This window comes from Achromobacter sp. HZ34 (assembly GCF_002209485.1).
Taxonomy (GTDB): domain Bacteria; phylum Pseudomonadota; class Gammaproteobacteria; order Burkholderiales; family Burkholderiaceae_B; genus Bordetella_C.
Genome location: NZ_NJIX01000001.1, coordinates 233,222 through 254,417, shown reverse-complemented (window position 1 = coordinate 254,417; position 21,196 = coordinate 233,222). Strand labels below are relative to the sequence as shown.

Genomic DNA, 21,196 nt, shown 5'->3' with positions numbered 1-21,196 from the left:
CTTACCCCGCTCCTCGTGACGCTGCCCGCCGTTCGGCCGCGGTTTCAAGTACGGCCTTGACGATATTCGTATAGCCGGTGCACCGGCACAGATGGCCCGACAACATGTCGCGCACGTCCTGTTCGCTGGGGTCGGGATTGCGCCCCAGGTAATCCTGGCAGGACATGAGGATGCCTGCCGTACAGAATCCGCACTGCAGCGCGTGGTTGCGCCGGAACGCGCGCTGCAGGTCGTTCAGTGCGCCGTCGTCGTCCGCCAGCCCTTCGACGGTATCGATGTGGCAGCCGTCCACCTGGACCGCCAGCGTCATGCACGCGCGGCCCGCCACGCCATCGATCAACACTGTGCAGGCACCGCAGACGCCGTGTTCACAACCGACATGCGTGCCGGTGGCGCCCAGGCCGTGGCGCAGATGATCCGACAGCAAGGTGCGAGGCTCGCACGCCGCGCGGCGTGGCTCGCCGTTCAGGACGAAGGCCACCGTGTGGGCCTGGTCGCGATTGAGCCGTTTCATGCATCCTCCGGCCGGCCAGCGCCGTCTGTCGCGCCCATGACCTCGTGCAGCACGCGCATCCCCAGCGTGCGCACCAGATGGCGGCGGAAGACCGCCGTTGCGTGGGCATCGTCCTGCGCGTCCAGTTGCCAGGCGAAATCGTTGACGGCGGCAGCCATGTCAGCCGCCGGCATGCGCGGCCAGCGCTGCACCGTGGGCCGATCGGCGACACCTCCCACGGCCAGGGTGAGCTGGCGTTCATCGGCCACCGCCGCGACCGAGGCGATGGCGAAGTCGCCGTGCCGTGATGAAAACTCGTCGAAGGCGTAGCGCGCGCCCTGCGCTGCCAGCGGATAACGCACGGCCTCCACCAGTTCATCCGGTGCGCGCGCCGTCATCAGCATGCCCTGGAAGAAGTCCGGCGCCGGCAAGGTGCGGCGCTTGCGGCGCGTGCGCAGCAGCACTTCCCCGCCCAGCGCGGCCAGAACCAGCGGCAGCTCCGCACTGGGGTCGGCATGCGCCACCGAGCCGCACACCGTCCCGCGATTGCGGATCTGGAAATGCGAGATGAAGGGAATCGCCTGCGCCAGCATGGGCACCTCGGCCGCGAGATCCTTACGCCATTCGATACTCGCCTGGGTCGTGGCCGCGCCTATCGTCATCCAGCCTTTTTCCACCTTCACATAGTCCAGATCGCTGGCGCGGGAAATGTCGATCAAGGCGGCAGGCTGGGCCAGCCGCATGTTCAGTACGGCCATGAGCGACTGCCCGCCAGCCAGGATGCGGCCATCGGCGCCCAGTTCGGCCAGGGCCTCCACCGCATCCTGGGCGCACTCCGCGCGGATATAGTCGAACGCCTGCGGTTTCATGGTTTGCGTCTCCAGCGGCCCAGCAGGCGACGCCACCACGAGCCCTCCGCCGCGCCGCCGCTCGCCTGCCGGCCCAGTTGATCGAACAGCTGGCGCAGCACGATGCGCGCGGCCCCTTCCAGCATGCGGCCACCGACGGCCGCGACCTTGCCGGACACTTCGGCTTCGTAGTCATAGGTCAGCAAGGTGCCGCTACCGTCAGCCCGCAAGGTCACCAGCCCGCTGCCCTTGGCGGTGCCCACGCTGGAAATCCCCGTGCCGGACAGCCGCAGGCCGTTGGGCGGATCGAGTTCGGACAAGGCGACCTCCGCCGCATACCGCGCCTTGATCATGCCCACGCCCACCGTGACGTCGGCGCGATAGCGGTTCTCTCCGGCCGGCGTCAAGGCATTGCAGCCCGGGATCACCTTGGCCAGCGCGACGGGGTCCAGCAGCACCGCGAAGACCGCCGCCGGGGTGGCCGCCAACCTGACTTCGCCACGGGCGGACAGCGCCTTGCCGCCCTTGCGGGGTTCGCCTGCGCTGCCTGCTTCGGGCAAGGCCTGCGCCGCGCCCGCCGAAGGCGGGGGATCTTCCATGCCTATCAAGGCCATCACCTTGGCGGGGGTGAGCGGCAGCGTCACGTCGTCGGCGCCCAGCGCGTCCGCCACGGCATTCGCCACGCAGACGGGCGTGCTCATGTTGTTGCCCTCGCCCAGTCCCTTCGCGCCCAGCGGGGTGAACGGGCTGGGCGTTTCCATGTGCAGGATGAGCGGTTCCGGAACCTCGCAGGTGGTCGGCACCAGGTAGTCGGCGAAGGTGCCCGACTGGAAGCTGCCATCCTGGCCATAGCGGAACTCTTCCATCAGCGCCGCGCCCAGGCCCTGGGCGAAGGCGCCACGGATCTGGCCGTCGGCCAGCGCGGGATTGAGGATGCGGCCGGCGTCGTGGGTGGTGACGTAGCGATCGATGCGCACCCGGCCCGTGGCGCGGTCGATCTCCACCGCGCAGACGTCGAAAGCGAAGCCGTACGCGGCCGATGTGTTGACGCGGTCCTGGTCATCCGGCGCGCTGAGTTGCGGCGGCGTCCAGAACACCGTTTCCCGCAAGCCCGGTTCGACACCGGGCGGCAGCAGCGCCGGCGCCCAATGGGGATTGGCCGCGACACGCGCGAAGGGTTGCGCTTTATCGGGCTGGCTGCGCTGGCCTATCTTGCCGTCGCCGAACACTACCTCTTCCACCGCACAGCCGAACTGATGCGCCCCAATGGCGGCCAGCTTGTCTCGCAGGCGGCTGGCGGCCAGATGCACGGTGCCCGCCACCGCGCCGGCGAAGCGGCTGGAGTAATTGCCGGCGGCCACCGACCAGCCGTCCTTCTGTGTATCGAATTCCACATTTACCGACACTACCGCGGGGTCCACGCCCAACACATCGGCGACCACTTGTGCGCAGACGGTCTTGTGGCCCTGGCCGGCCGGCGCCGACGCCACCACGACATTGACCCCGCCCAGCGGATCGACCGCGACGGTAGCGGCCGCGATGGCGCCGTTCTTGGGGCCCGCCTTCTCGCGTGCTTCCTTGGGCAGCACAGTGGAGATGTAGCCCATATTGGAAATCGAGGGCTCGACGATGGCGGCATAACCGATGCCGTAAAGACCGCCACGCGCACGCACTTCCTGCCGCCGTGCCAGCAGGTCCTGCAAGCCGCCCTCGGACGCCACCAGGTCGAGGGCACCCTGGTAGTTCCCTGAATCCAGCAGCGCCCCCGCGGCGGCCCGGTAAGGAAAGGCGTCGGCGGCGATAAAGTTGCGCCGGTACAGCGCCAGCGGGTCGATATCCAGCTGGCGCGCGATGCGCTGCATCAGGCGCTCCAGCGCGAAGTACACCTGCGGTCCGCCGAACCCGCGCACCAGCCCCGCCGGCGTCTTGTTGGTCAGCACCACGCGATTGCGTACCGACAGGTTGGGAATGTCGTAGGGGCCGGTCAAGCAGCCGTGCATGCGGTAGAAAGTGGCAGGCTCCGGCGCGCGCAGATAGCCGCCGCAATCGTCGTACTGGTCGTAGGACAAGGCGGTGATGCGGCCATCGGCCTGCACGGCGGCCTCGATATGGGCAAGGCGTCCCGTCGCGGAGGTGGCGGCCGCGAGATGCTCCAGGCGGTCCTCCACCCACTTCACGGGTGCACCCGCCTTGCGCGCGGCCAGGCACATCAGTACCGCGTAGGGAAACACGGCCTGCTTGACGCCGAAGCTGCCGCCCGAATCCGCGAACGTGCGGTGGCGCAGGCGATTGCCCGGTATTTTCAAGGCCAGCGCCATCACGGTGTGCAGCGAGAACGGCCCCATGAAATTCGACTGCACGTCATACCCATCCTGCGCCGACACGTATTCGGCCACGACCACCGCGCATTCGATGGGCGTGCATGAATTGCGGGGATAGCGGATGGTCAGTCCGATGCGATGCGGCGCCGCCGCGAAGGCCGCCTCCGGATCGCCGTAGCGGAAAGAGCGGTCGCTGACGATATTGCTGCCCACTTTCTCGTGCAGCACCGGGGCATCGTCCGCGCGCGCGTCTTCCACCGTGACGACGGCTGCCAGCGGCTCGTAGGAGACCTGCACCAGATCGGCGCCATCCTCGGCAAGATAGCGGCTTTCCGCGATCACCACGGCAACCGGTTCACCCACATAGCGCACCTTGTCCACGGCCAGCGACCATTGCTCCATGGGCTGCTTGACGCCCACCACGAAGGGGCGCGACCACGCCGCCAGGTCAGCACCAATGAGGACGGCGCGCACGCCCGGGGAGGCCATCGCCCTGGCGATGTCGACGCCAGCCAGGCGTGCGTGCGCATGGGGCGATCGGACGATGGCCGCGTGCAGCGTGCCGGGATGCAGGGCAGCGTCGTCGCCGTAGCGGCCCCGGCCCGTCAGGATGGCCTGGTCTTCCACGCGCTCGCTGGCCCGGCCAAGATGGGGTCGGGACTGCGGGGGCTGGGACCGCGCGGTGTCCGCGGCAGGAACGGGTCGACTACTGGTATCCATGTTGGTCTGGATTGGCTCGGGCCTATCGGCAAATGTCTCGTCACTGCAGTCTAGGAAGCGGGGTATATCAGGTCAATTAATCTTTAATTATCTTTTCCATCATATAAACTGATACTGCTCGCGCGAGGCGTGATGCGCAGCGCGCAACTGATCGACGGAATGGAGCCAGACCATGGAATTGCGGCAGATCCAGTACTTCATCTGCTTGTACGAAGAAGGCACGGTCACCCGCGCGGCGCGGCGGCTGAATATCGTGCAACCGGCGCTGAGCATGCAGATCGCCCGCCTGGAAGACGAGATCGGCCGCAAGCTGTTCGAGCGCAGCCAACAGGGCATGCGGCCGACCTCGGCGGCGCGGCAGATGTACCGCACTTTCCTGCCGATCATGCGCGACTTCACGCATGCGCGCGACCAGCTGCTGCGTACCGACGGCGAACTCAAGGGTCACGTCAATATCGGCATGATCGCGTCCATCGCCCAGGGTGTGCTGTCGGACGCCATCGAGGAATTCGCCGCGCAGCATGCGCAGGTCACCATCACCGTCACCGATGGCTACAGCGCCACGCTGGGCGACTTGGTGGCGGGCGGCCAGCTGGATGCCGCGTTCATCAACAAGCCGCGCCGCCCATTGTCCCTGGCCGTCGAGCACATCGTCGACGAGGACCTGGTGCTGGTGACCGGCAGCAGGCATGCCCATGACCTGGGCCCGACCGTGCCCTTGCGCACCGCCGCCCAGCTCGATCTTGCGCTACCGACGCGCCAGCATGGACTGCGCGGCATCCTGGAAAGTTTCGCCCAGGCTGAGGACATCGATCTGTCGCCCACGTATGAAATGGACTCTATCGTGTCCATCATCAAGCTGGTCGAGAATACCGCCTACGCCACCCTGCTGCCCCGCGTCGCCGTGCGTAACCGCGTGCAGCGCGGCCGGCTGCGCCTGCATGAAGTGTCGGACCCCCAGCTGTTTCGGCAGGTGGTCTGCGTGACGCATCCCCGCCGGGCGCTGACCGCCGAAGCCGCGGCATTCGTGGAAGTGATGACGCGCCACGTGCGCGGTCTTGCCGCGCCGATAAAACAGCCCAAGGCCCAGCGTGGGGCAGCCCTCGGGGAAACGCTTACTCAACGGTGATGTGGCCGTCCTGCACGACCTTCTTCCAAAGCGCCACCTGGCTGGCGATGAACAGGCGGAACTGTTCCGGCGTGCCGCCGTCCGGCTCAACCCCTTGCTGCGTGAACGTTTCCTTGACGTCCGGCATGGCCAGTATCTCGTTCAGGTCGCGGTTCAACCTGGCGACCACATCGGCCGGCGTACCGGCGGGCACCACGAAGCCGTGCCAGGACGAGACCTCGTAGCCCGGTAGTCCAGCCTCGGTCACCGTCGGCAGATCCGGCATCAGCGGCGAACGCTTGGGACTGGCCACCGCCAATGCCCGCACCTTGCCGGACTTCAGGAACGGCAGCGCGTTGGGTAGCAGATCCACGGCCACGTCGAACTGTCCGCCAGACAGGTCAGTCAGCATCGGCGTGCTGCCCTTGTAGGGCACCTGCGTCATATGCGTCTTGGAAAGGCTTTCGAACAAGGCCATGGCAAGGTGATTCGACGAACCCGGCCCCGACGATCCGTAGTTCAGGACATGGGTCTTGGAATTGGCGGCTGCCAGCAGATCCTTCACGCTATGCAGTGGACTGTCCGCGTGCGTCACCAGCATCATGGGCGAGCGGCCGGCCAGGATGACAGGCGAGAACGCCTTCTCCGTGTCGTACGGCAGCTTGTACAGCGAGGGATTCGAGGCGAACGGGAATTGCACCACCAGCAGGGTGTAGCCGTCCGCGGGCGCTTGCGCCACGGCCTGCGTACCGATTACCGTCCCGGCACCGGGCTTGTTTTCGACGAGCACGGGCTGTTTCCACTTCGTGCCCAACTTGGCCGCGACGAGGCGGCCCAGCGTGTCATTGAAGCCTCCCACGGGATATGGCACCACGATGCGCACTGCCCTGGATGGGTAGGGTCCGTCCTGGGCCTGTGCGGTGCCCATGCTCACCGAAAGGGCCAGAGCCAGGCCTGTAAAGACGTTGGACAGCGCGAACCTGCGACGGGATGCCAGCATGCTTGTCTCCTGGTTTTTTTATATGCATCGTCACCCGTAGTCCAGCGGCGGCGTTGCGGCGCTTCTTGGTACCGCTTCTGCTTATTTCTATCGATGCCGTCGTCTCGAAGCAGCCGATGGGAGAAAAGTCTAGAAAGCGCCTGACATCACGTCAATTAATATTAAATTATTATCTCCATCACATTGAATGATGGCTTATTCTTCTGTGAGTTTTTGAACGTGCCGGGGGACCTTGTGACTGTTTCCAAGCCCGAGGTCATTCCCGCTTCCTGGTAACTGCAACCTGCCGATTCTGAAACGCCCTCACCCATGCCGAAAAATCCTGATCTCGCCACCGCCCTGGATGCCCCGGCATCCGCTCTCGATGCTGACGAACAGCGTTTCGTTGAGCAGATACGCGACAAGGGCTGGTTCCACACCGCCGTGTTCGCTGACGATGAGGGCCCCGGGTTTTCCTACACCACGGGTCTGTGGGTCAACCATGGTTTCCCGGAAATCCTGGTATTCGCCTTGCGGCAGGAAACCGCGCATGCGGTGCTGGGCGGCATTTACGACGATATCGCCGCGGGCAAGCCGCCACCGGTCGGCGCCATTACCGACACCATCTTCAAGAACGGCCCGGCGCTGCTGCTGCCGATGGCCAAATCCCATTACGCCGACTACCTGGGCTGGAATCTCTGGTTCCACGGCAATGCCGATTTCCCCTGCCTGCAACTATTCTGGCCCGACAAGGCCGGCCTGCTCCCCGGCCAACCAGGCGCCGACGAATCCCTGCACGCCCTGCAACCCGTCCTGACCGAACCCGCCGACGGGTCGCATTGAGCTTCATGCTATCAACTGCTACCTGACCATCATGTTAAACACACGGCCACGCGAAATACCCAGTTTTTTCTATGTGTCCATGGAACTCTGCTTCGTGCATGACAACCCACGTGGCATCGCTTGGCGATGCCGGATGACCGGTAGGACATCCAATGAAGTTGTCAACGGAAGTGGAGGAGATCAACGGTGCACCGGGAAGGTCAACTGCTGGACAAGAAATCCCTACGAGTACTGCTGCAAAAAACAGTCGATTGGGGCGAGCTGGTTAAAGACTGCATAGCGTTCGCCAACGCAGCCGGGGGCTGCCTGGTACTCGGCGTTGAAGATGACAAAGACGCGCCTGCGGCAGATCAGCGCATCCCCTTGGCGCTTGCGGACACGCTCAAACGGAAAATCGGGGAACGAACGGTCAACGTAAGCGCACAGCCCACCATACTCACGGCAGCCAATGGCGGGCAATACATCGAAGTCCTCATCCCACGCGCCACTGCTGTGGCTTCTACTTCGGATGGCCGTTATTACCTGCGCGTCGCCGACCAGAGTAAGCCGGTGACTGGCGACGAAGTCTTGAGACTGACAGCGGAGCGCAATAGTTCGTCTTGGGAGACGCCTACACTTTTACTCATCCCCCGCACAGAATCCGATGCCGGGAAGCTGGATCGGCTAGCCATCTCTCTTCGAAGCTCGGATAGAGTCAAGAAGTCAGTCAAAGAGAAAGGCAATGATGAATTGCTGGATCACTATCAGCTTGCACGTGGGGCATATCTGACCCACCTCGGGGTTCTGTGTATTGGAAGGCGAGAGCATCGAGCCCTGCTACCGACAGCGCCTGTAATTCAGGTCATCAAATACGATGAACTCGGCCAAAAAATTAACAAGCAAGTCTGGGATGATCACGCACTGAATCCCATGGAGCTCGTCGAGGAAGTCTGGCGCAGCGTTCCAGACTTCCGGGAAAGTTACGAACTGCCCAGCGGCCTCTACCGCCAGCAGGTGCCTGCATTCGACGAAATCGTGGTGCGAGAACTATTGGTCAACGCGCTGGTCCATCGGCCGTATACACAACACGGTGACATATTCCTTAACTTGCACCCTGATCGCCTGGATGTCGTGAATCCGGGCCTGCTACCACTCGGGGTAACTCCGAGGAATGTACTGCACACGACCGTACGCCGTGATGAGCACTTGGCCCGCCTGTTCCACGATCTCAAGCTGATGGAGCGAGAAGGAAGCGGTTTCGACAAAATGTTTGAAGTGCTGTTGTCTCAAGGACGCCCGGCGCCCCAATTGCAGGAGCTGCACGACGGCGTGCAAGTTACCGTGTTCCGGCGGGTCATCAAGCCTCAGATCATAGACTTCATCGCCAAAGCTGATCTGACGTACGCAATGAGTCAGCGTGAAAAAATCACACTCGGCTTATTGGCACAACATGAAGCGCTAACAGCCCGGGATTTAGCCCATGCATTAGAGCTTTCCAGCGTTGAGCTATTGAATCCCTGGCTGAAGAGACTGCTGGATTGGGGAGTCGTCCTTGTCAGGGGCCGCACACAGGCAACCCGATACTTCGTCAACGAGCAACTCATCCGCAGCCTTGACTTCGAAGATATCCCGATTTCCAATCGTATGGATCAACAATGCCTTGTGGACCTGATCACGAAGGACGTCAAACAGCATCCACAAGCGCAGATCGCTGCAATACACTGCCGAATCGGCGCAGAGATACCACGATCACGTATCCGCCGTTGCCTTGGGCAATTAGTCAAAGAAGGAAGACTCCGCCGAGAGGGGGCGAAACGCGGCGTGCGTTATGTGTAGCGTCATTTGGTTCATGGCCGGCCCTATCTCAGACTACTGAGCCAAATCAACAGCTGAGAAAGTGGCGGCGACCGCGCTATGACATTGATAAATAAACAGATTTTTTTGGTTCAATCGAGTTCTAATTTCTGAAGTCGAGCCAAATTTCGCTGCGATTCCTGTCATGCCTGCGCTATGGCCATTTTTTGAGCAACGCCGATCACCCGCCGTCGCTCAATTCCTGAAGTACTGCATAGAAAGTCTGGAAGCGTTCCCTGCCGATGCGGCGCTCCCATTCGCGTTCGATCTGGCGCACGGTGCCGCGCTGCAGTGCCGCTACCTTCCAGCCCTTTTCCGTCAGCGAAACCAGGCGTGAGGACGATCCGGGTACGCTGATCCTGCGGATATAGCCCGAAGCTTCCAATTGCAGCAGCAGGTAGTTCATCGCCTGCTTGGACAGGCCGGCACGTTGGGCCAAGTCGATGGGACGCTCATTTTCCGGCGGCGGAAAACGGAACACCTTGAAGTGGGCTACCTGGATATCACCATAGCCCGCCGCCGCCAGGGCGTCGCACAGCCGCTGCTCCACCTCGGTCAGGCAAAAGCGCAGCAGCGCACCCACCAGTGGATGGCCAGGATCCGCATCACCGGCAAGTTCGAAAGACATATTTGGAAGGCATGATTCTGGAGCTCGTATGGTAAAGTCACTTTACCATACCCTCTGCCCCTCCCTGGATCGCCTGCCATGAACTCGACACGCAACGAAACGATCACCATAGGCTCCCTGTCGATGCGCTTCATTGTCGATGGCGAGGACACCGCGGGCCATATGGCGATGGCCGAGATGATCGTGCAGCCGCTCGCCAAAGTCCCTCCCCCCCACCGCCACGCAGACGTTGACGAGACCATCCACATCCTGGAAGGGTCGCTGACCTACCGGGTCGACGACTGTGTCCGCACGCTCCTGGTGGGCGACCACTGCTTCTCGCCACGGGGCAGCATTCATCACTTCTCCAACCCCGGCGACGTTCCCGCACGTGCGCTGGTCGTGTTTTCGCCCGCCAACATCGGCCCCGGCTATTTCCGCGAAGTGGCTGGCGTATTGGGCGCCGGCGGCCCGCCGGACCTCAGCATGCTCAAAGCCGTCATGGCGCGCCACGGACTCGAACTGGCGCCCTGAGTATCATCAGCCGGCGGCGCGCTGGCAGTGGCGATGAGGCCGGCATGCAGCGGTTCACTGAAGCTCGCAAGCTGCCGCCGCTCAATGCAGCCTGAATCGCCGGTCCGGCATCACGCGCGGCGGCAGGTTGAAGGCGTCGACCGCCTGGCGCAAGGCCCGCTCCGTATCGACCGACATCGCCGCCAGCGCCAGATCGTTGGCTTCTTCGCCGAACGGTTCTTCCAGCTCCGTCGCGATGGCGTGCCAAGCAAGATAGGCATACGCAATGAACACGGAAATCAAAGGCGTGGCCCAGCTCAGGCTGCCGACCAGCCCGAAGGGAAGCACGGCGCAATAGACGTGCGTCGTACGATGCAGCAGCACATCATAGGGATAAGGCACGGGCGTGCCCCGAATACGCTCGCAGCCGCCAAGCACACCGCTCAGGATCTCCAGCCCCTGCAACCCCGTTCCCAGCAGGACTTCCCCATACTGTCCCTCCCGGTGCCATTCCATCATTTGCTGCTGCAGCAACTCAAGCACATACTGCGCGCGGCAGTCACGCCGCAGGACTTCCAGGGCCAGGTCCTTTTCCAGCAAGCGGGTCAGGCTGGGACGCGGATCGGTGCCGCGCAGCTGATGCTTGAGCGTGTAGGGAAAAACCGCCAGCAGGTTGACGGCGCGCCGGACCCGCGCATCATCCTTGGGCAGTTGCGGCGCAGTGAGGACAAAGCGCGCGAGATCGCGCGTGGTGTTCTTCATGGTGCCCCACATCTTGCGCGCTTCCCAGAACCGGGCGTAGCAGACGTTATTGCGGAACGCGACGAAAATCGCCAAGGCCACGCCGATCAGCGAGAAAGGAACCGGACTCAGTTCATTGAAATAGCCAGGATCGGACCGCTCCTCATAAACCGCCACCAAGGCCAGCAGCAAATTGAGGGCCAGCGGCGCGGCGATGTACTTGAACATCGAACCTTGCCGGGAAAAAAGCAGCCTGATCCAGGGCGTCTTGGAACGCACGATCATGGAATGTACTCGCGAAGCGGACCTTGACGGCGCAGCCCATGGAAGGGCTGGCGCAAGGGCCAATGGAAAAGCCACCCCGGTAATCCAGTGGCCGACTGCGCGAATATAGAATCATCCCGTGCCGGGGTTAATCAGACATTTCCGAACAGGCGCGTCCGTCAACGCAAGCGGAAATATCCGTCCGGCTGCACGCGCGCCGGCATGTCTTGCGCGTCCACCGATTGGCGTAGCGCCCGTTCGGTATCGACCGCCAGTGCAGCCAGCGCCAAGTCGTTGGGCTCCTCGCCAAACGGATCTTCCAGCTCGCTGGCGATGGCATGCCAGGCCAGGAATGCATAGGCAATGAACACGGAGATCACCGGCGTTGCCATGCCTATGCTGCCCACCAGTCCGAAAGGCAACAGCGCGCAGTAGAAGTAGGTCGTGCGATGCAGCAGCACGTCATAGGCATAGGGCAAGGGGGTGCCGCGGATACGTTCACAGCCGCCCAGTACCGCATTCAAGGCGTCCAGCTTGCGCAGTCCCGATTCCAGCAGGATGTCGCTATAGCAGCCCTGCCGATGCCAGGCCACCAGTTGCTGCTGCAGGCACTCAAGCACGTATTGCGGCCGGCAATCGCGCCGCATGATCTCCTCGACCAGGCCGGCGTCGACCAGCCGCGCCAGGCTGGCACGCGGATCGGTATCGCGCAGCTGGTGCTTGAGCGCATAGACGAAGGCCGCCGTCAGGTTCAAGGCACGCGTGACCTGCGGATCGTCCTTGGGCAGGCCGGGAATGGTGGCGACGAAACGCGCAAGGTCGCGCGCCTGATTCTTCATGCCGCCCCACAGCATGCGGGCTTCCCAATAGCGCGCATAGCAGGCGTTGTTGCGGAAGCTGACGAAGATGGCCAGCGCCACACCGATAAGGGAAAACGGCACCGGATTCAGGTGCGGGAAAAAATGGGCGGCGTGGGTCGCGCCCCATACCGCCAGCAGCCCCAGCAGGAAGTTGATGAACAACGGCGCGAGGATGCGATTGAGCACCGACCCGTGCCAGGCAAACAGCATCCGGAACCAGGTTGTCTTGGGACGAACGATCATTGGAGGAACACCTGCGCGGGCAGCCGCGCCGGGCCACCCAGGAAGAATGATGCCCACCGGCGCGCCAGGGCTTGATGACAGGTCCCAGGCGTCGACATGGCCAGCGGCTGGCGAGCGCCGCCAGCGCCATTGTAGAAGTGACCGCGCCCGCGATGGCGAATACGATGGCGCGAAAATTCGAGCACAGCACGCTTGGTGGTTTTATCGCGGCGCTCTGTGCTCCTGCCAGCAAATGATTTGCGGTGTTGCTCGATCAAGCGGCAATGCATCCGTCATACGAGCAGCCAAGACTGGCGAGTTCAGGGACAACAGACGGACACAAACATTGAAATGATATATCATCACGAAAATTTCACGATCCGGCATCTCTTCGCCCCTGTTCGTTCATCCGAATTCGTTCGTTTTCTTCAGTTGCTCGCACTGATATGAGGCTGGGAGAAGCCGCGCCTCCTTTCCGTTGTGCAGCGGCTTAACCACAGCTCCAGCCCGCCTCAGCAGCTCTCCGTACCGTATGCAACACCGACACCATCGTCCACATCCGCTAGCGCGCTGCCATGCAGCGGTGCTGGCGTGGGCCGTGCTGATGCTGGTGCTCACGCCGGTAGGCGCCACGCTGCATGCGATGACCCACCTGGGCCAGGCGCCATTGCGCGTACTGGCCGCGATGCAGGCGGCGGGAATGGCTTCGAACGCGACGGGCGAGTCAGGCGTCGGCAGCGGTTCGGCCAGCGGCAGTGTCTCGAACATCGGCAGTGGTTCGACCATCAGCGGTGATGCGAATATCGGTGATGCCGCGTATCACGCGGACGTGACGACTGCCGCCGCTGATGATGACGACGGCCAAGGGCCCGATGCCCATTGCCACACCTGCGACGAGTGGCAGCTTCTCGACCACGTTCTGACGCCGGCGCCACTGCTGGTGCTGCCTCCGCCCTCCCTTCTCCCCCACACCGCCGCCACGCCGCGGCCTGCCCTGCTCGCGCGCAGCCCGTGGATCCTGCCGCGCGCGCCACCCGCGTAGACATAGCTTCACCGCTCGCCCCACGCCGCCCGAACCGGCCACCCGCAACGCCGCCCGCAATGCTCGTAGCGCCTGTAGCTGTCGTAGCACACACAGCGCTCATGGCACTCGCAGTCCTCGTAGCGCCCTCCCGCGCAACGCGATACCGCGCGAGAGTTGTGGCCGTTCGCGCCGCTTCCCCATTGCCTGCTGAACTACTCATCGCGGATCCACGCATGTCTTTCGTGTCTTCCCCCAAGCGCGCCCTGTCGGCGCGCCGCGCTGCGCGCCTGTCGCAACCCGCTCGCCGCCTCGGCGCCCTCACTCCACTGGCCTTCGCGCTGTGCTGCGCCACGCCCGCCGCCTGGGCCCAACAAGCGCCCGCCGCCGCGCCGGCGCCCGCTTCCGCCAGCACCACCGTTCAGCCCGTTGGCCAGGCCAACGGCCAGACCACCACCGACCTGGCACCGATCATGATCACCGGCAATCCGCTGGGCAGTGACGCGCTGTCGTCGCCGTCGACCATCGTCGAAGGCAAGGCGCTCGACCTGCGCCGCGAAGGCACGCTGGGCCAGACGCTGAACGGCCTGCCTGGTGTCTCGACCACGACCTACGGTCCCATGGTCGGCCGCCCCATCATCCGCGGCCTGGACGGCGACCGCATCCGCATCATGAACAACGGCCTGGGCTCCGTCGACGCCTCGTCGCTGTCGTTCGACCACGCGGTGCCGATCGACCCCATCAGCGCCGGCCGTATTGAAGTGATCCGTGGCCCGGCCGCCCTGCTTTACGGCGGCAACGCCGTCGGCGGCGTGGTCAACGTGCTGGACGACCGCATTCCCAAGGAACCCATCGACGGCATCCACGGCAAGGCCCAGGGCGACTGGGGCGGCGCCAACGACGACCGTACCGGCGCCGTCCAAGTGGAAGGCGGCGACGGCAAATTCGCCATCCGCGCCGATGCCTACACCCGCAGCACGCATGAGCTGCGCATCCCCGGCTATGCGGATTCCGGCAACGTCCGCGGCCAGAACGACGACGGCGACAACGGTCCGCGCGACCATCTGCCCAATAGCGACGGCCGCGTGCATGGCGGCGGCGTGGGCATGTCCTGGACTGGCGACAGCGGCTACGCCGGCCTGTCCTATAGCGGCTACGACTCCGACTACGGTTCAGTGGCCGAGGATTCCGTCCGCCTGAAAATGCGCCAGGAACGCTTCGGCGCCAGCGGCGAAATCCGCGACCTCGATGGCTTCTTCAAAAGCATCAAGGCCGACTTCGCCTATACCGACTACCAGCACAAGGAAGTGGACGACGGCGAGACCGGCACCATCTTCAAGAACCGTGGCTATGAAGCCCGTATCGAAGCGCGCCATCGCGACCTGGGTCCGGTCAGCGGATCGATAGGCCTGCAAGTCAGCCAGACGCAATTCTCCGCCTTGGGCGACGAGGCCCTGGTGCCGTCCACCGACACCAATAACTTCGCGCTGTTCGCCCTGGAAGAATGGAAGGTCAACGACCGCCTGACGCTGAGCGCCGGCGGACGCCTGGAATACACCCGTCTCGATCCCTCGGCCGGCGGCAACGAGCGCTTCCTCGGCGCGTCCAAGCGCGACTTCACGGCGGGCAGCTTCGCCCTGGGCGCCATCTACAAGCTGGACAGCCGCTGGTCCCTGGCGGCCAACGCCGCCTATACCGAACGGGCGCCGACGTTCTATGAGCTGTACGCCAACGGGCCGCACGAAGCCACCGGCCAGTACCTGATCGGCGATGCCGGCCTGAACAAGGAAAGGTCCTATTCCGGCGACCTGGGACTGCGCTACAAGAATGGCCCCAACAAGGGCAGCTTCGGCGTGTTCTACACCCACTTCCGCAACTACATCACCGAGGCCAATACCGGACTGTTCGCCGATGACGACGGCGAAATCGTGCCGGCAGGTTCGGACGACGCCTTGTCGCAGGCGGTCTACCGTGCCGTGCCCGCCGACTTCTACGGCTTCGAGGCGGACACCACGATGCGGGTGCTGGAAAGCGGCGGCCATGCGCTGGACCTGAACCTGTCGGGCGACTACACCCAGGCCCGCAACAGCAACACCGGCGAACCGCTGCCGCGCATCCCGCCGCTGCGCCTTGGCATGGGCTTCGACTACAGCTATGGCCCATGGGGCGCCGGCGTGTCGGTGACCAAGGCCTTCGCCCAACACCGCCGTCCGGACAACGATACGTCCACGGCCGGCTACTACCGCCTGGACGCCAATGCCAGCTACACGTTCAAGGTTGGCCAGACGCAATGGCTGGCCTATCTGCGGGGGATCAACCTGACGAACCAGGAAATCCGCTACGCCACGTCGATACTGCGTGACGTGGCGCCGGAAGGCGGACGAGCGGTAATGGTGGGTATGCGGGCGAGCTTCTAAGTCATAAGCAGAGGTAATGGAAGGAGGCCGGGCGGCCTTCCTTCCACACGTACGCACATGCGGAAAAGTCCGGAAAGTACAAAGACGTGCCGAAAAGTCGCAGTAGAAACTACACCTTTGGCTGACACACCCTGACAAACACGTTAACGGCGGGCTCGTTTTTGATGACAATCCGGCCCCTTTTTGCCAGCCACTTGTCAGAACATACGCGGGAAATCCCTGAAGAACGCAGAATAAGAATATAAGCGTAACAATCTTTCAATGGTATATAATCCGACCCAGTTAGTGAATTCGTATCGGCCACATAGGCTGTATTTATCGCGATTCACGTCTCGTGCCTGGCAATGTTTTTCTCTTGTTGAGCATGCCCCGAGTACCCCCCGCAAGACCCCCTAGTACCCCGCAAGACCCGCAAGTCGAGTATCCGTTCGACCCTGGCAGTTCCCCGCAGTACCCCCTAAGCAGTACCCCGAATTCAGTACCTTCGCCGGCTTGAACGTAGTTGAAGCCACGCCATTAGCACTCCATTTCCTGAAGTGAAGTTATGACGCCGCCGACGAGAAAAGCATTTCTCCCCCGCACCCTGATCACCGCCGCCTGCCTGTCGATCGCCGCCCTGGCCGCGATCCCGGCCGCCGCGAACGCGATGATCGTTACCGATGCCCTCGGTAACCTGAAAGGCTTGACCCCCAATAACGTTCCCACCGTCCCCACCCTGCGCGACCGTGTCGTCGAAGCCGGGCTGGATGCCATCGGTACGCCCTACTCCTGGGGCGGCGATGGTTCGGATGGCGGCTTTGACTGCAGCGGCCTGGTTGCCTACGTCTTCAAGGAAGTCGCCGGTGTGGACCTGCCGCACCATGCCGCTTCGCAGCAAAGCGAAGGCAAGCCCATCAGCGTCGCGCAATTGCAGCCTGGCGACCTGGTGTTCTTCGGCAGCACCACGACCTCGCGCAAGGGCAAAGGCAAGAAAGCCAAGAAAGTGGTCAGCTACCGCACCTCGCACGTCGGTATCTATATTGGCGACAACCAGTTCGTGCATGCGCCCACCAGCGGGGCGACCGTGCGCATCGACGATCTCGATACCACTTACTGGGCCAAGCATTTCAACGGTGCCCGCCGGTATCTGACCCCTGGCCAAAGCCAGCAGGTCCAGGTCGCGAATAGGTAAGTTCACCCTGCCCGGGTGAACGGAAGAAGCTCGGTTTCCAAAGAAACCGAGCTCACGTTGCATTGATGAAAAAGGCTGATTTCTAGAGAAATCAGCCTTTTGCGTTTGAGCTCTCAGCCGCGTCCCAGGAACGGCATATTCGTGGCCATGATGGTCATGAACTGCACGTTGGTGTCCAGCGGCAACCCGGCCATGGACGCCACGGCCCGGGCCACGTGCTGCACGTCCATGCGCGGCTCGGCGCGCACCGTGTGGTCCGGCTGCAGCACACCCTTTACCATGCGATCGGTCATTTCCGTGGCGGCATTGCCGATGTCGATCTGCCCGCAGGCAATGTTGTACTGCCGGGTATCCAGCGAAATCGACTTGGTCAGCCCCGTCACCGCATGCTTGGTGGCCGTGTAGGCAATGGAATAAGGCCGCGGCGCATGGGCGGAAATCGAACCGTTGTTGATGATGCGCCCACCCTGCGGCTGCTGCGCCTTCATGATGCGGATGGCGCCCTGCGCGCACAGGAACATGCCGGTCAGGTTGGTATCGACCACATTGCGCCAGACATCGACCGGCAGATCTTCGATGGGCACCGCCGGCGCGCCCCGCCCCGCGTTATTGAACAGCACGTCCAGCCGGCCGCACTGCGCCTGCACCACCTCGAACAGCGCGCGCACCGAGTCTTCCACGCAGACGTCGGTCGGCACCGCGATGGCACGGTCCGCGGCAGCGCCGGCCGCCGCGCGCGTCGCTTCCAACGCATCCGCGCGGCGTCCCGCCAGCACCACCTGGTAACCGTCCTCCAGCAGTTTCAGCGCCACTGCCCGGCCTATGCCGCTGCCCGCGCCCGTCACCACCGCCACTTTGCCGTTGCCACGCTCGTCATTCGTTTGCATTCAAAGCCTCCTTGGAAGATTGCGCGATCCTACTCCCGCGAAAGACGATTTGGTATCCTTCGCTACTCGGCAATCCCGGCAAATATCCATTCCTATCGCCATGTCTTCCACTACATACGGCAACGTCTTCATGGTTGTCGCGCCCAGCGGCGCGGGCAAATCCAGCCTGGTCGGCGCCCTGCTCAAGCAGGACCCCACCATCAGCCTGTCCATTTCCTGCACCACGCGCGCGCCGCGTCCCGGCGAAGTCGACGGGCGGGAATACCGCTTCGTGTCGCAAGAAGAATTCATGCGCCTGCGCGACCAGGATGCGCTGCTGGAATGGGCCGAAGTGCACGGTAATTACTACGGCACGCCGCGCGACCGCATCGACGAGGCCACGCGCCTGGGCCGCGACGTGCTGCTCGAAATCGACTGGCAGGGCGCGCGCCAGGTGCGCCAGCGTTTTCCGGCCGCGATCGGCATCTTCATCCTGCCGCCGTCCATCGAAGAATTGGAAGCGCGCCTGAAGGCGCGCGGCCAGGACGAGCTCCCAGTCATCGCCCGCCGCCTGCTGGCCGCCGGCGGGGAAATCGCCCATGCGCCTGAGTGCGAATATGTTATTATTAATCAAGAATTTAGCGTGGCCTTGCTGCAGCTTGTGCAAATCGTCAGCGCGGCCCGCTTGCGTTTTTCATCGCAGGCAGTCCGGCACGCCCAATTGTTCTCGCAATTAGGCATCTCGGCACCACACTGAATAAGACGCTCCGACCGCCGCGTCCGCCCTGAACGGCGACGCGGTTTCATTATTTGTATGTATCAGGTGACCCATCCATGGCCCGTATTACCGTTGAAGATTGTCTGAACCAGATCCCCAACCGTTTCACGTTGACCCTGGCCGCCACGTACCGTGCGCGCGAACTGGCGCAAGGTCATGCACCGCGTTTGGATAGCAAGGACAAGCCCACCGTGACCGCCTTGCGCGAGATCGCCTCCGGCCTTACCGGCATCGAAATGCTGCGCAAAGTCCCGACCTGATCTCAACCGGGGGGTGGCTCGCATGGCATTTCCCGGGCTGAAGTACGCTTCTACCGGCCTGCTCGCCGCGCTACGCGCGGGTTCCCGCCTGGGTCGCAGGCCCGGTAAAAAAAACCGCAAGACCCCGCCCTCGCCCGCCGAGGCGGCTGCCCAGGAGGCAGTCGATGCGCCGGCGTCTCCGGTTGCCTCCCTGGCGCCGCTGACTGAAATCATCAGCGGCTACCTGGACAAGAAAGACGTCGAACGTGTGCGCGAAGCGTATCGCTTCGCCGACCAGGCGCATCTTGGCCAGTTCCGTGCCAGCGGCTCCCCGTATATCTCGCATCCCATCGCCGTCACGGAAATCTGTGCCGGCTGGAAGCTCGACGCCAATGCATTGTCGGCGGCGCTGCTGCACGACGTCATCGAAGACCAGGGCGTCACCAAGACCGAACTGGCCGAACGCTTCAACCCTGAAGTGGCCGAACTGGTCGATGGACTGTCCAAGCTGGACCGGCTCGACTTCGCCACCAAGGCCGAGCAGCAGGCCGAAAGCTTCCGCAAGATGCTGCTGGCGATGGCGCGCGATGTGCGCGTCATCCTGATCAAGCTGGCCGATCGCGTCCACAATATGCGCACGCTGGACGCGGTGACGCCGGAAAAGCGCCGCCGTATCGCCCGCGAAACGCTGGACATCTACGCGCCCATCGCGCACCGCCTGGGCTTGAACCTGCTGTTCCGCGAACTGCAGGACCTGTGCTTCGCGGCCATGTACCCCAACCGCTACCAGGTGTTGTACAAGGCCGTGCTGGCCGCGCGCGGCAACCGGCGCGAAGTGATCACCAAGATCGCCGACTCCGTGCGCGCGGCACTGCCCGCGGCGGGCATCGAAGCCGAAGTGACCGGCCGCGAGAAGACCTTGCACGGCATCTATCGCAAGATGGTCGACCAGAAGAAGACCTTCTCCGAAGTGCTGGATATCTACGGCTTCCGCGTCATCGTGCACACCTTGCCGGAATGCTATCTGGCGCTGGGCACGCTGCACCAGCTGTACCGGCCCGTGCCGGGCAAGTTCAAGGACTACATCGCCATTCCCAAGGTGAACGGCTACCAGTCCTTGCACACTACGTTGGTGGGTCCCTACGGCACGCCGGTCGAATTCCAGTTCCGCACGCGCGACATGCATCACGTGGCCGAAGAAGGCGTGGCTTCGCACTGGCTGTACAAGGGCGCGGACGTTTCGCTGAACGACCTGCAGAAGCGCACGCACCAATGGCTGCAGTCGCTGCTGGACATCCAGAGCCAGAACAGCGACTCGGGCGAGTTCCTCGAACACGTCAAGGTCGACCTGTTTCCCGATGCGGTCTACGTCTTCACGCCCCACGGCAAGATCATCTCGCTGCCGCGCGGCGCGACGCCGGTGGACTTTGCCTACGCCATCCACACCGACATCGGCAACCAGGCGGTGGCGGCCAAGGTCAACAATGAATTCGTGCCCCTGCGCACGGAACTGGCCAGCGGCGACACGGTGGAAATCGTTACCTCGCCGGCCTCGCGGCCCAACGCGCAGTGGCTCAACTATGTGCGCACCGGCCGTGCGCGGTCGGAAATCCGCCATTACCTGCGCACGGTCAAATATGCCGAGTCGGTGGTGTTCGGTGAACGCCTGCTGAGCCAGGCGCTGCAGGAATTGCACCTGCAGTTGCCGGCCACCAGCGATCCGTTGTGGGAAAAGCTGGCACGCAGCACCGGCGCCGCCTCGCGTGACGAGATCCTCGCCGACATCGGCCTGGGCAAACGCCTGGCCGCCGTGGTGGCACGCCGCTTCGCGCCCGAACATGACCTGGTGGCCACCACCGCCGGCGTCGTCGATGAGATTACCGCGGCGCGCGCCGCGCCCATCCTCATCCAGGGCAATGAAGGCCAGGCCGTGCAATTGGCGCCCTGCTGCGGCCCCCTGCCCGGCGACGCCATCATCGCCGGCATGCGGCTGGGCCATGGGCTGGTGGTGCACGTGGCCGATTGCCCCGTGGCCGTGCGGCAGCGTACGCGCGAACCGGAACGCTGGATCAATGTGGCCTGGGATGCGCAGACCGCCAAGCACCTTTCGACCCGGCTGGATATCGTCACGCGCAACGAACGCGGCGTATTGGGCCGGCTGGCCGCCGAGATCACGGCGACGGATGCCAATATCGTGCACGTCACCATGCACGATGACGCGGTCTCCACCGTGTCCCTGCATCTGACGGTGCAGGTGGACAGCCGCAAGCATCTGGCGCAGGTCATCCGCGCGATACGCCACGTACCGCAGGTGCAGAAGATCGTGCGAGTGAAGGGCTAGTACTGCGGGAC

General features: G+C 63.5%; 19 protein-coding genes. 10 read left to right on the top strand and 9 right to left on the bottom strand.

The window, feature by feature from the left end:
* Window position 1: 1 nt before the first annotated feature.
* From CEY05_RS01075 to CEY05_RS01065, 3 genes are read right to left on the bottom strand one after another with little or no spacing between them, the layout of a single operon-like run.
* The gene (locus CEY05_RS01075; protein WP_088595552.1) at window positions 2-514 is read right to left on the bottom strand and encodes a (2Fe-2S)-binding protein; all 513 of its coding nucleotides are present in this window, start codon (window positions 512-514) and stop codon (window positions 2-4) included.
* Complete coding sequence (locus tag CEY05_RS01070; RefSeq protein ID WP_088595551.1) at window positions 511-1,362, bottom strand: xanthine dehydrogenase family protein subunit M; 852 nt, start codon at window positions 1,360-1,362, stop codon at window positions 511-513. The genes CEY05_RS01075 and CEY05_RS01070 overlap by 4 nt, the downstream gene beginning before the upstream one ends.
* On the bottom strand, window positions 1,359-4,382 hold the full coding sequence (locus tag CEY05_RS01065; protein WP_088595550.1) for a molybdopterin cofactor-binding domain-containing protein: 3,024 nt from the start codon (window positions 4,380-4,382) through the stop codon (window positions 1,359-1,361). The genes CEY05_RS01070 and CEY05_RS01065 overlap by 4 nt, the downstream gene beginning before the upstream one ends.
* Window positions 4,383-4,554: 172 nt before the next feature.
* On the opposite strand from CEY05_RS01065, the gene CEY05_RS01060 reads away from it, so the two are divergent.
* On the top strand, window positions 4,555-5,511 hold the full coding sequence (locus tag CEY05_RS01060; RefSeq protein ID WP_088595549.1) for a LysR family transcriptional regulator: 957 nt from the start codon (window positions 4,555-4,557) through the stop codon (window positions 5,509-5,511).
* Here the strand turns inward: CEY05_RS01060 and CEY05_RS01055 are convergent.
* The gene (locus tag CEY05_RS01055; RefSeq protein WP_088595548.1) at window positions 5,498-6,490 is read right to left on the bottom strand and encodes a tripartite tricarboxylate transporter substrate binding protein; all 993 of its coding nucleotides are present in this window, start codon (window positions 6,488-6,490) and stop codon (window positions 5,498-5,500) included. The two genes, CEY05_RS01060 and CEY05_RS01055, sit on opposite strands and share 14 nt — an antisense overlap.
* Before the next feature lie 309 nt (window positions 6,491-6,799).
* On the opposite strand from CEY05_RS01055, the gene CEY05_RS01050 reads away from it, so the two are divergent.
* Together CEY05_RS01050 and CEY05_RS01045 are read left to right on the top strand one after the other, a co-directional pair.
* Window positions 6,800-7,312 (top strand): DUF4262 domain-containing protein, encoded by a 513-nt coding sequence (locus CEY05_RS01050; protein WP_088595547.1) that lies wholly within the window; start codon window positions 6,800-6,802, stop codon window positions 7,310-7,312.
* A gap of 186 nt (window positions 7,313-7,498) precedes the next feature.
* The gene (locus CEY05_RS01045) at window positions 7,499-9,127 is read left to right on the top strand and encodes an ATP-binding protein (protein ID WP_088595546.1); all 1,629 of its coding nucleotides are present in this window, start codon (window positions 7,499-7,501) and stop codon (window positions 9,125-9,127) included.
* Between the two features lie 199 nt (window positions 9,128-9,326).
* Here CEY05_RS01045 and CEY05_RS01040 read toward each other — a convergent pair whose 3' ends face one another.
* Entirely contained in the window at window positions 9,327-9,773 is a 447-nt protein-coding gene (locus CEY05_RS01040; protein ID WP_088595545.1) for a MarR family winged helix-turn-helix transcriptional regulator, read from the bottom strand.
* A 78-nt stretch (window positions 9,774-9,851) separates the two neighbouring features.
* On the opposite strand from CEY05_RS01040, the gene CEY05_RS01035 reads away from it, so the two are divergent.
* Complete coding sequence (locus tag CEY05_RS01035; RefSeq protein ID WP_088595544.1) at window positions 9,852-10,286, top strand: cupin domain-containing protein; 435 nt, start codon at window positions 9,852-9,854, stop codon at window positions 10,284-10,286.
* Window positions 10,287-10,367: 81 nt separating this feature from the next.
* Here CEY05_RS01035 and CEY05_RS01030 read toward each other — a convergent pair whose 3' ends face one another.
* From CEY05_RS01030 to CEY05_RS30730, 3 genes are all read right to left on the bottom strand, one after another.
* The gene (locus tag CEY05_RS01030) at window positions 10,368-11,291 is read right to left on the bottom strand and encodes a bestrophin family protein (protein WP_088595543.1); all 924 of its coding nucleotides are present in this window, start codon (window positions 11,289-11,291) and stop codon (window positions 10,368-10,370) included.
* A 158-nt stretch (window positions 11,292-11,449) separates the two neighbouring features.
* On the bottom strand, window positions 11,450-12,373 hold the full coding sequence (locus CEY05_RS01025; protein ID WP_088595542.1) for a bestrophin family protein: 924 nt from the start codon (window positions 12,371-12,373) through the stop codon (window positions 11,450-11,452).
* Window positions 12,370-12,630 carry a hypothetical protein gene (locus CEY05_RS30730; protein ID WP_143220247.1) on the bottom strand — a complete coding sequence of 87 codons (261 nt, stop codon included), beginning with the start codon at window positions 12,628-12,630 and terminating at the stop codon, window positions 12,370-12,372. The genes CEY05_RS01025 and CEY05_RS30730 overlap by 4 nt, the downstream gene beginning before the upstream one ends.
* 254 nt (window positions 12,631-12,884) lie before the next feature.
* Between CEY05_RS30730 and CEY05_RS01020 the strand changes: the two genes are divergently transcribed.
* From CEY05_RS01020 to CEY05_RS01010, 3 genes are all read left to right on the top strand, one after another.
* Entirely contained in the window at window positions 12,885-13,394 is a 510-nt protein-coding gene (locus CEY05_RS01020; RefSeq protein ID WP_143220246.1) for a hypothetical protein, read from the top strand.
* Window positions 13,395-13,609: 215 nt separating this feature from the next.
* Window positions 13,610-15,790 carry a TonB-dependent receptor gene (locus CEY05_RS01015; protein ID WP_088595540.1) on the top strand — a complete coding sequence of 727 codons (2,181 nt, stop codon included), beginning with the start codon at window positions 13,610-13,612 and terminating at the stop codon, window positions 15,788-15,790.
* Between the two features lie 544 nt (window positions 15,791-16,334).
* On the top strand, window positions 16,335-16,961 hold the full coding sequence (locus CEY05_RS01010; RefSeq protein ID WP_088595539.1) for a C40 family peptidase: 627 nt from the start codon (window positions 16,335-16,337) through the stop codon (window positions 16,959-16,961).
* A 113-nt stretch (window positions 16,962-17,074) separates the two neighbouring features.
* Here the strand turns inward: CEY05_RS01010 and CEY05_RS01005 are convergent, their stop codons facing one another.
* Complete coding sequence (locus CEY05_RS01005; protein WP_088595538.1) at window positions 17,075-17,848, bottom strand: SDR family oxidoreductase; 774 nt, start codon at window positions 17,846-17,848, stop codon at window positions 17,075-17,077.
* 100 nt (window positions 17,849-17,948) lie between these two features.
* Here CEY05_RS01005 and gmk point away from each other — a divergent pair, with 100 nt between their 5' ends.
* The 3 genes from gmk (at window position 17,949) to CEY05_RS00990 (ending at window position 21,185) form a co-directional block, all read left to right on the top strand.
* On the top strand, window positions 17,949-18,584 hold the full coding sequence (gene gmk / locus CEY05_RS01000; RefSeq protein WP_088595537.1) for a guanylate kinase: 636 nt from the start codon (window positions 17,949-17,951) through the stop codon (window positions 18,582-18,584).
* 77 nt (window positions 18,585-18,661) lie between these two features.
* Window positions 18,662-18,865 (top strand): DNA-directed RNA polymerase subunit omega, encoded by a 204-nt coding sequence (gene rpoZ / locus CEY05_RS00995; RefSeq protein ID WP_088595536.1) that lies wholly within the window; start codon window positions 18,662-18,664, stop codon window positions 18,863-18,865.
* 22 nt (window positions 18,866-18,887) lie between these two features.
* A complete protein-coding gene (locus tag CEY05_RS00990; RefSeq protein ID WP_088595535.1) occupies window positions 18,888-21,185 on the top strand; it encodes a bifunctional (p)ppGpp synthetase/guanosine-3',5'-bis(diphosphate) 3'-pyrophosphohydrolase in 2,298 nt (765 codons plus the stop codon).
* Window positions 21,186-21,196: the final 11 nt, after the last annotated feature.

Excerpts from the sequence above, each read along its gene's own strand:
- CEY05_RS01005 (WP_088595538.1), bottom strand. The coding sequence starts at position 17,848 with ATGCAAACGAATGACGAGCGTGGCAACGGCAAAGTGGCGGTGGTGACG.
- CEY05_RS01040 (WP_088595545.1), bottom strand. The coding sequence starts at position 9,773 with ATGTCTTTCGAACTTGCCGGTGATGCGGATCCTGGCCATCCACTGGTG.
- gmk (WP_088595537.1), top strand. The coding sequence starts at position 17,949 with ATGTCTTCCACTACATACGGCAACGTCTTCATGGTTGTCGCGCCCAGC.
- CEY05_RS01025 (WP_088595542.1), bottom strand. The coding sequence starts at position 12,373 with ATGATCGTTCGTCCCAAGACAACCTGGTTCCGGATGCTGTTTGCCTGG.
- CEY05_RS01070 (WP_088595551.1), bottom strand. The coding sequence starts at position 1,362 with ATGAAACCGCAGGCGTTCGACTATATCCGCGCGGAGTGCGCCCAGGAT.
- CEY05_RS01060 (WP_088595549.1), top strand. The coding sequence starts at position 4,555 with ATGGAATTGCGGCAGATCCAGTACTTCATCTGCTTGTACGAAGAAGGC.
- CEY05_RS01050 (WP_088595547.1), top strand. The coding sequence starts at position 6,800 with ATGCCGAAAAATCCTGATCTCGCCACCGCCCTGGATGCCCCGGCATCC.
- CEY05_RS01035 (WP_088595544.1), top strand. The coding sequence starts at position 9,852 with ATGAACTCGACACGCAACGAAACGATCACCATAGGCTCCCTGTCGATG.
- CEY05_RS01075 (WP_088595552.1), bottom strand. The coding sequence starts at position 514 with ATGAAACGGCTCAATCGCGACCAGGCCCACACGGTGGCCTTCGTCCTG.
- CEY05_RS01015 (WP_088595540.1), top strand. The coding sequence starts at position 13,610 with ATGTCTTTCGTGTCTTCCCCCAAGCGCGCCCTGTCGGCGCGCCGCGCT.
- CEY05_RS01055 (WP_088595548.1), bottom strand. The coding sequence starts at position 6,490 with ATGCTGGCATCCCGTCGCAGGTTCGCGCTGTCCAACGTCTTTACAGGC.
- CEY05_RS01010 (WP_088595539.1), top strand. The coding sequence starts at position 16,335 with ATGACGCCGCCGACGAGAAAAGCATTTCTCCCCCGCACCCTGATCACC.
- CEY05_RS01065 (WP_088595550.1), bottom strand. The coding sequence starts at position 4,382 with ATGGATACCAGTAGTCGACCCGTTCCTGCCGCGGACACCGCGCGGTCC.
- CEY05_RS01030 (WP_088595543.1), bottom strand. The coding sequence starts at position 11,291 with ATGATCGTGCGTTCCAAGACGCCCTGGATCAGGCTGCTTTTTTCCCGG.
- CEY05_RS01020 (WP_143220246.1), top strand. The coding sequence starts at position 12,885 with ATGCAACACCGACACCATCGTCCACATCCGCTAGCGCGCTGCCATGCA.
- rpoZ (WP_088595536.1), top strand. The coding sequence starts at position 18,662 with ATGGCCCGTATTACCGTTGAAGATTGTCTGAACCAGATCCCCAACCGT.
- CEY05_RS00990 (WP_088595535.1), top strand. The coding sequence starts at position 18,888 with ATGGCATTTCCCGGGCTGAAGTACGCTTCTACCGGCCTGCTCGCCGCG.